The organism is Sphingomonas sp. ABOLG (genome assembly GCF_003950435.1).
Taxonomy (GTDB): Bacteria; Pseudomonadota; Alphaproteobacteria; order Sphingomonadales; family Sphingomonadaceae; genus Sphingomonas; species Sphingomonas panaciterrae.
The window spans coordinates 1-8056 of record NZ_QQWW01000032.1 but is presented as its reverse complement, the minus strand read 5'-3'; the positions used below and the strand labels follow the sequence as shown (position 1 = coordinate 8056).

Below are 8056 nucleotides of genomic sequence, written 5' to 3'. Positions count from 1 at the left end.
CTCGCCTTCACCCCCGTCCCCCGCCGCTACCGCCACGATGGCTGGACGGCGGAGCGGCAGCGCGGCTTCATCCACGCGCTCGCCGAAACCGGATCGGTAAAGGCCGCCGCCCGCCGCATCGGCAAGACGACGGAGGGCGCCTATCACATGCGGCGACAGCCGGGCGCCGACAGCTTCCGCGCCGCGTGGGAGGCCGCGCTCGCCAGCGGCGTCCAGCGCCTCACCGATATCGCCATGGAGCGCGCGGTGGAGGGCGTCCCCATCCCCGTCTTCCACAAGGGCGAGCAGGTCGGCGAGCGCCGCTGGTACAATGATCGCCTGCTGATGTTCATGCTGAAGCACCACCAGCCCGATCGCTACAACACCCCCGCGCTCGCCCCCGGCACCCGGCATCCCGAGACGATCGCGCGCGAGGCGGCGCAGCAATGCCCCGTCTGCCGCGAGCGCGAGGAAACCGCCGCCCGCCGCGCCTTCGCCGAGGCGGAGGCCGCCAAGCAGAGCAACGAGGAATTCCTCGTCCACCTCATGCGCACCTATCAGATCAAGGTGCAGGCCGAGCGCCGCGAGCGCCTCGCCGGCGATTGGGCCGCCGCCGATTTCTACCTGCGCCAGCTCAACTTCTTCGAGCTGATCCTCGAAGGCTGCGGCAAGCGCATGGACCTCATCGACATGCACACCATGGAGAGCGGCGGCGAGGACATGTATAACCGCCAGATCAACTGCGGCCCCCTCACCCGCATCCTGGACGACATGCGCCGCGAGATCTGGGAAGCCGCCGGCGAGCCACCCCGCCCGCCGATCGATCTGCGCGAGTTCCTGCCGTACACGAACATGAACCAGCAGGGGGACACGGCGCGCGAACGCCAGCACGCGCGCGCCGAGGCGCAGCGGCGGATCGCGGCGTCGCAGGCGGTGTGGGAGGCGAGCGCGAGCGAGGAAAAGTGGGCGGCGTTTAAGGCCGCTTCAAGGAGCTAGGCGAAGCCTGGCGTCTCAGAAGCGGCCCCGGCCGAGGACAGCCCGGCGGCGCCGGGCGTTTCGATAGAAGATGCAGCTTTTCGCCGAATGTTTAATCCATAACGAACCTAGTAGTGGCCGATATCTATAGCGAATCGGCTCCGATCTGGTGATGTCACTCTCATAAATTAAGTCGCATCCGGATCATTCGGCCTTTCGCACCTTTGTCTCTAGCCGGCTGGTCGACTTTACTTCTGGGGGATGGGTAAGTGAAACTAGCTAGAGGACCACAATTTAGTAATCAGTCTGATTACGCGTGCCTTGCTGGCCGGGAAGATCGGTCTGAAGATTTGAGGCGAGCGAGCGCCAGAAAAGCCCAAGCGATCGGCGTCTTGGCGCCCTTGCTGGCCGACGTGGTCGATCAGCCGTGGCGTCGGGCTGAAGCCCTGGTGGAAGAATTCGGCTCGATTGGCGCAGCGTTGAAGGGATCGGCGGCACGGGTCGGAAGGATTGCCGGCGAGAACGCCTTTGCCGCTCTCAGCAAGGTCGACGAGGCATTCCGTTTTCTTCTTCGCGAAGAAATCGAAGCCCGACCGACGATCTCGAACAGCGACGAGCTGATAAAGTACATTGCTCCGTCAATGCAGCATCTGGTCGTCGAAGAGATGAGGGTGCTGTATTTCAACGCCCGCGGAGGACTCATTAAGGAAGAGAGCCTGTGCGAGGGGACGACGTCCTGCGCTCCAATCTCGATACGCAAGCTTTTGAGCCGGTGCCTGGACCTCGGCAGCAACGCCATCATTCTGGTGCATAATCACCCATCAGGAGACCCGAGCCCAAGCAAGTCCGATGTCGAATGCACCGAAGCGATCGTGGAAGCGGCGCGCTCCTTGGAGATCAAGGTCCATGACCATTTGATCATCGGTGCCGGGCGGTATGTCAGTCTCCGCTCGACCGGAGTGCTCTGATCAGCTTCAGCTGAATAGAGGGGCTCTTGACGATCTCAGAAATTATCATGAGCAGCCTGTTTTAGCTATTTCCCGAACTGGGACAATTCGGCCTGCGGCAACGACGTACTCGGCGCAACGTCGGTCCTGCTTCCGTCGGCTGGCGGTGTACCGATTCCGTCCAATTCCACCAATGCGGCGTTCAACGCGATGCCAACCTTGGTGAGCCCGAGCGCGTCAGAAACTTGCAACGCATTCTTGATGTGGGCGGCTAAGTCCTTCTTCGCCAGATGATCCATTTGGGGGGGGCCTTCAAATTTCGTCTAGTTAAAACCAAAAACAAGGTTAATGATTCGGTCGTATAAGGCGTATTGGGGGCGGGGATGGAGAAAGACCGGTATAAACGGGGGTACGATTACGTCTATAAGGATGAACGGACGATTGAAGAGGCAGCACTATCGGGAGCAAAGTCTGTTCACGAGTTCCGGCGTTTGCGGAATTTGAAGTTTGCCGGGCACGACGTCTTCGAAGATCCCGCGTGGGATATGATACTCGCCATCTTCATCGATCAGATGTCTGGGCGGCCCACATCGATCTCGTCAGCCTGTTATGCCTCTAACGTGGCGCAAACGACCGCGCTGCGATGGATAAACCGCCTGGTCAAAGAGGGCCTCCTCTTCCGCGAAAACGACCCCGCTGATGCTCGCCGGTCGTTTCTGAAGCTGTCGGACGAGACGCATAGGCGAATGATCGCCCTACTTGGCTAGCAGCAGCGAAGCGTCCTTCAATCCATTAATGGTGTCGGTTGGGTACAACGGGGACACAAGCGCACCCCGCGTTCGGATATCATGCGTTGCCTCGGGTCGCGCCGGCGGCCACTGCCGCCGCGGCGATCGTAAGCGGACATACCGTTTGCGCGCCGACAGCAGCCGTTAAAACGCTGCTCAACGAACATCAGCGCTTGGGATGCGGGAGAGCCGCCGCGGTGGACGGCCATCGCGGGCGCACAGCCGCCCGCGCCGCGGCAAAGCCGCGTCGTCGATCGACACGCCCGGTGTATCCGGGCTGTCGTCGGCCGGGGATGCCGCTGATCCTCGCCTAGCTCGGCGATCGCTTACGCGATCACCTCTCTAGGCTCAGGCGTCATCCCCCATCCGCAACGCTGCAATGAACGCCTCCTGCGGGATGCTCACCGAGCCATATTCCCGCATGCGCTTCTTGCCTTCCTTCTGCTTCTCCAGCAGCTTGCGCTTGCGCGTCGCGTCACCGCCATAGCATTTCGCGGTCACGTCCTTGCGCAGCGCCGCGATCGTCTCGCGCGCGATCACCTTGCCGCCGATCGCCGCCTGGATCGGGATCTTGAACATGTGGCGCGGGATCAGGTCCTTCAGCCGCTCGCACATGCCGCGCCCGCGTGTCTCCGCGGTGCCGCGGTGGACGATCATGCTCAGCGCATCGACCGGCTCGTTGTTGACCAGGATGCTCATCTTGACCAAGTCGCCCTCGCGGTAGCCGATCTGGTGATAGTCGAAACTGGCATAGCCGCGGCTGATGCTCTTCAGCCGGTCATAGAAATCGAACACCACTTCGTTCAGCGGCAGTTCGTACGTCACCTGCGCGCGCCCGCCGACGTATGTCAGGTTCTTCTGGATGCCGCGGCGGTCCTGGCACAGCTTCAGGATGCTGCCGAGATATTCGTCGGGGACGTAGATCGTCGCCTCGATCCACGGCTCGCTGATCATCGCGATCTTGTTGGGATCGGGCATGTCGGCCGGGTTGTGCAGCTCGATCATGCCGCCGTCGTGCGTCAGCTCGATCTCATACACCACGCTCGGCGCGGTGGTGATCAGGTCCAGGTCATATTCGCGCGTCAGCCGCTCCTGGATGATCTCCAGGTGGAGCAGCCCCAGGAAGCCGCAGCGGAAACCAAATCCCAGCGCCGCGCTCGTCTCCATCTCGAAACTGAACGACGCGTCGTTCAGGCGCAGCTTGCTGATCGATTCGCGCAGTTTCTCGAAATCGTTGGCGTCGACGGGAAAGAGCCCGCAGAACACCACCGGCTGCACTTCCTTGAACCCCGGCAGCGCCTCGGCCGCGGGCTTCTTCGCATCGGTCAGCGTGTCGCCGACGCGCGCCTGCGCCACGTCCTTGATCTGCGCGGTGATGAAGCCGATTTCGCCCGGCCCCAGGTCCGCCAGTTGCTCGATCTTGGGGCGGAAACACCCCACGCGGTCCACCAGGTGCTGCGTGCCCGCCTGCATGAAGGTGACCTGCTGGCCCTTCTTCAGCGTGCCGTCGATCACGCGCACCAGGATGACGACGCCCAGATACGGGTCGTACCAGCTGTCGACCAGCATCGCCTTCAGCGGCGCGTTGGGATCGCCCTTGGGCGCCGGGATCCGCTCGACGATCGCGTCCAGGATTTCCTCGATGCCGATGCCCGATTTGGCGCTGGCGAGGATCGCGTTCGACGCGTCCAGGCCGATGACGTCCTCGATCTCCTTGCGCACCTTTTCCGGCTCGGCCGCGGGCAGATCGATCTTGTTGATGACGGGCACGATCTCATGGTCATGCTCGATCGACTGGTACACGTTGGCCAGCGTCTGCGCCTCGACGCCCTGCGCCGCGTCGACGACCAGCAACGCGCCCTCGCACGCGGCGAGGCTGCGGCTGACTTCGTATGCGAAATCGACGTGCCCCGGCGTGTCCATCAGATTGAGGACATGGCCCTTCCACTCCAGGCGCACCGTCTGCGCCTTGATGGTGATCCCACGCTCCTTTTCAATCTCCATGTTATCAAGGACTTGCGCCGACATCTCGCGGTCGGTCAGCCCCCCGGTACGTTGGATCAGCCGGTCGGCCAGCGTCGACTTGCCATGATCGATATGGGCAATGATCGAGAAGTTACGGATCTTGGAAAGCTCGGTCGCCACGGAATTCTGCCAGCTTGAGTGAGTGCCGCGCGCGTTAGCACCTCCCACGCCCATTGCCAAAGCATCCCGCCACCGCGGCGCGCTGAACACCCGGCCGAACGAGCCAAAACACGTTCGTTCAGCCCCGCAAATTTAGCCTCTTGCCCCGCAAAATTTCGTTGATATAAGCCGCCGCCTGTCACCGGCACCTGCCGGTTGGCACCCTGGTCGGGGAATAGCTCAGCCTGGTAGAGCACTGTGTTCGGGACGCAGGGGCCGGAGGTTCGAATCCTCTTTCCCCGACCAATTTCTGCTATCTTATTGTTTTTAGGTCGCTTTCTTGGCGAATGAGGTAGGCCGCACCCGCGGTTGTACCCATCGCTGTACCCATTGGGGCGACGAACATGGGATTGCCGAACCTCAAGCTGCGCGGCGGCAGCTATCATTGGCGCCGCAAGATCACTGTGGCCGGAACGCCACTGCCACTATCGATCTCGCTTCGCACCGGACATTTCGCCACCGCACGGCTTATATCGGACCGGCTGGCAGTGGCGGTCGAGAGATTACGCGTGGCGTACGGGCAGTTCACCGGGATGACCCCGGATCAGTTGAAGAAGGTGTTCAGCGACGCGCTGCGCTGGCAGTTGCAGCGCATCCTGCAGGATCAGGCCGCCAACCCTACGGCTAAGAACGATCACGCGACCACCAACTCGCTCCATGCCGAAGCTTGGACGTTTCTTGGCCAGCACGGCAGTGCTGCGCGATGGACGATCGATGACCACGAACGCCTGATCGCCGCCGGCTGGCCGCCCGCCCAGGCCAAGGCGATCGGCGATCATGTCTTCGACACGCAAGCGGGTGGGATCGTCTCGAAACGGCAGATTGCATCCTACGTGGAAGCGTTTGGCATCCCTGCGACCGGCGAGAATGTGACGCGCATGACGGCCATCATCTGCAAGGCACGCGCGCACGCCTGCCGTCAGGCAACGGCGCTGCTGGACAGCGATGAAGACACCGTTCTGTCCGACTGGGCGGACGACGCATTGCTCGACCACACGCCTTTTGCTTTCGACACCAGTGACGCGGCTGCCGAGCCAATCGAGCGACCAGCAATGCACTCGCCACAACCGGACGAACGTACAGCAGCTCCGCCAAACCCGTCCGTGGTCGTAGCCGCCCGGTCGAAGAAGCTGCTGATGGAAGCCGCCGAGGATTGTATCGCCGATTACGCTCGTGAGAAGGCGTGGGACACCAACTCGATCCAGCAGGTCAGAACCGCGGTTCGCATGTTCGATTTCGCGTGCGGTGTCGGCGTTTACATCGAGGACTTGCAGCAGAATCACGTCCGCGACTTCACCACCTTATGCAAAAGCCTGCCCAATCGCTGGGGTCGGACCACGGCCGAGGTGAAAGGCGGCATCGCCGCGAGCCTCGAGCGGGCCAAAACGATGAAAGCCGATGATATCGGCCTGGGTCAGCTGACCATCAACAAGCACATTTCCTGGATCGAGGCCGTGCTGGCCCACGCCGCGGGCGACGAGGCCGACGACACCGGCCACCGGCCCGCCACGCCCCTGTCGTTCAGGGCTGCCAAGACCGCGCTCGGCAAGAAGGTCAAACATCAGCGCAAACGCGATCGCGACAAACGCGCAAATTGGACGAGGCAGGAAGTCGCGACTCTGCTGTCCGCGCCGATCTGGACCGGTACCGCAGGTATCGACAAGCGACTCAAGCCCGGCACCGAGATCATTCACGATTCGTGGTACTGGATGCCGCTGATGCTGCCGCTCTACGGCGGCCGCAGCTCGGAACTCGCCGGTCTGGCGCTCGCTGAAGTTCACGAGCATGACCCCATTCCTCACTTCAGGCTGGAGTTCACCGAATTACGCCGTCTCAAGAACGCGCAATCAATTAGGCGACTGCCGATCCATCCGGAGCTGATCCGCCTCGGCTTTATCGACTACGTGACGCAACTGCGCACTGCCGGCTGCACCATGCTGTTCCCGGAACTGCACTCCCCCGAATCAAAAAGCTTCGCTGGCACCTTCTATCGCACTGTATTCAAGAAGCTGCGTGACTGGGCTTTCCCGGAAGGCACGGCATGGCGGCACCGCGTCGGCGGCGCATGGAAGGATAAGGACGTCCACAGCTACCGCGGCCTTGCTACGTCGATGATGAAGGGCAAGGTGGAGGACAGCGTGCGTGGCGACATCTTCGGTCACGAAGGCGACACCGAAACGGCAAGGACATATGACGAGGAAGCCGAATTGCACGTAAAGCTCGAAGCCTTGAAGCTGCTGACGCCGATTACTCAGCAGATCCAGCCATCGCTGCCGATCCACATACGCCCTCTCGACCGCCTACGGCATGGGACTGCTAGCAGGCGGTAACACAACGTCTGATAATTACGCCAGAAAGCATGAACAGGCCACCTTCCAAGCTGGAAACATTGTGTCAGCTGGCTGCTGCTCCCAAGTTCGTTGCCCAGAAGAGGACCACTATTGTCAGTCTAAGCAGCTATAACTTGGTCCTTTTTTGCTCTTAGCAAAGTTCCGAAGCCCCAGTTTGAGCCCACAGTGCAGTGCACTCTGACAGCTTGTGTCCGTTCCGACGGCAATATCGACATCCTGCCAGGTGTTGTTGCCCCTTAAATAGCTGACAGGGCCTCGCGTGTTGTCGCGATGAACTCGCGGGGCGACCTGTAGCCGAGGGCGCGGTGTGGATGCACCTCGTTATAGTGGTCGAGCCAGGCTGGCAGCTGCGCGATGACGGTCTGCGCATCGGGCCTGGGGTTCACGCGGACGTAGTCGCGTTTGAGGGTGCGGACGAACGCCTCGGCCATGCCGTTGGACTGCGGGCTGCTGACCGGGGTGGTGCGCGGGACCAGCCCGATGTCGCGGGCGAAGGTGCGGGTGTCGCGGGCGGTGTAGCAGCTGCCGTTATCCGTCAGCCACTCGATCGGCTCGGGCACGCGGTTCACCCGGCCGTAGCGGTGCTCGACGGTGGCGACCATCAGGTCCTGCACGTCCTTGGCGGTGATGCCGCTGGTGGTTGCCACATGCCCCATCGCCTCGCGGTCGCAGCAGTCGAGCGCGAACGCGACCCGCACCTTCTCGGTAAGCGTGGCCTGAGGGCCGCCTTGCCCGTTTGGCCGTAGCCGGGATGCTTATCGTCTTTGACGAGGGCGCGGGCGGTGCGGGAAGTTTTCGGTTCTGAGACTGGTCGTACGAGCGCTCGTACGAC

The 8056-nt window shown here is 62.2% G+C and carries 5 protein-coding genes, 1 tRNA gene and 2 pseudogenes; 5 read left to right on the top strand and 3 right to left on the bottom strand.

The window, feature by feature from the left end; translation table 11 throughout:
• A pseudogene (locus CA236_RS18875) lies at positions 1–975 on the top strand (hypothetical protein); the annotation flags it as partial.
• Positions 976–1346: 371 nt separating this feature from the next.
• The gene (locus CA236_RS18275) at positions 1347–1922 is read left to right on the top strand and encodes a JAB domain-containing protein (RefSeq protein WP_125946690.1); all 576 of its coding nucleotides are present in this window, start codon (positions 1347–1349) and stop codon (positions 1920–1922) included.
• Between the two features lie 65 nt (positions 1923–1987).
• Here the strand turns inward: CA236_RS18275 and CA236_RS18270 are convergent, their stop codons facing one another.
• Positions 1988–2200 (bottom strand): hypothetical protein, encoded by a 213-nt coding sequence (locus CA236_RS18270; protein WP_125946689.1) that lies wholly within the window; start codon positions 2198–2200, stop codon positions 1988–1990.
• A gap of 84 nt (positions 2201–2284) precedes the next feature.
• Between CA236_RS18270 and CA236_RS18265 the strand changes: the two genes are divergently transcribed.
• Positions 2285–2668, top strand: coding sequence for a winged helix DNA-binding protein (locus CA236_RS18265; RefSeq protein WP_125946688.1), 384 nt, complete (start codon positions 2285–2287; stop codon positions 2666–2668).
• A gap of 369 nt (positions 2669–3037) precedes the next feature.
• On the opposite strand, the gene lepA is transcribed toward CA236_RS18265, so the two are convergent.
• Entirely contained in the window at positions 3038–4834 is a 1797-nt protein-coding gene (gene lepA / locus CA236_RS18260; RefSeq protein ID WP_125946687.1) for a translation elongation factor 4, read from the bottom strand.
• Positions 4835–5042: 208 nt separating this feature from the next.
• Between lepA and CA236_RS18255 the strand changes: the two genes are divergently transcribed.
• Together CA236_RS18255 and CA236_RS18250 are read left to right on the top strand one after the other, a co-directional pair.
• Positions 5043–5119: transfer RNA gene (locus tag CA236_RS18255), tRNA-Pro, on the top strand.
• A gap of 98 nt (positions 5120–5217) precedes the next feature.
• A complete protein-coding gene (locus CA236_RS18250; protein ID WP_125946686.1) occupies positions 5218–7203 on the top strand; it encodes a hypothetical protein in 1986 nt (661 codons plus the stop codon).
• Between the two features lie 257 nt (positions 7204–7460).
• On the opposite strand, the pseudogene CA236_RS18245 reads toward CA236_RS18250, so the two are convergent.
• Positions 7461–7937 (bottom strand): annotated as a pseudogene (locus CA236_RS18245) (integrase core domain-containing protein); the annotation flags it as partial.
• Positions 7938–8056 lie beyond the last annotated feature (119 nt).

Coding starts and splice junctions, on each gene's coding strand:
- CA236_RS18270 (WP_125946689.1), bottom strand. CDS start 2,200: ATGGATCATCTGGCGAAGAAGGACTTAGCCGCCCACATCAAGAATGCG.
- CA236_RS18265 (WP_125946688.1), top strand. CDS start 2,285: ATGGAGAAAGACCGGTATAAACGGGGGTACGATTACGTCTATAAGGAT.
- CA236_RS18250 (WP_125946686.1), top strand. CDS start 5,218: ATGGGATTGCCGAACCTCAAGCTGCGCGGCGGCAGCTATCATTGGCGC.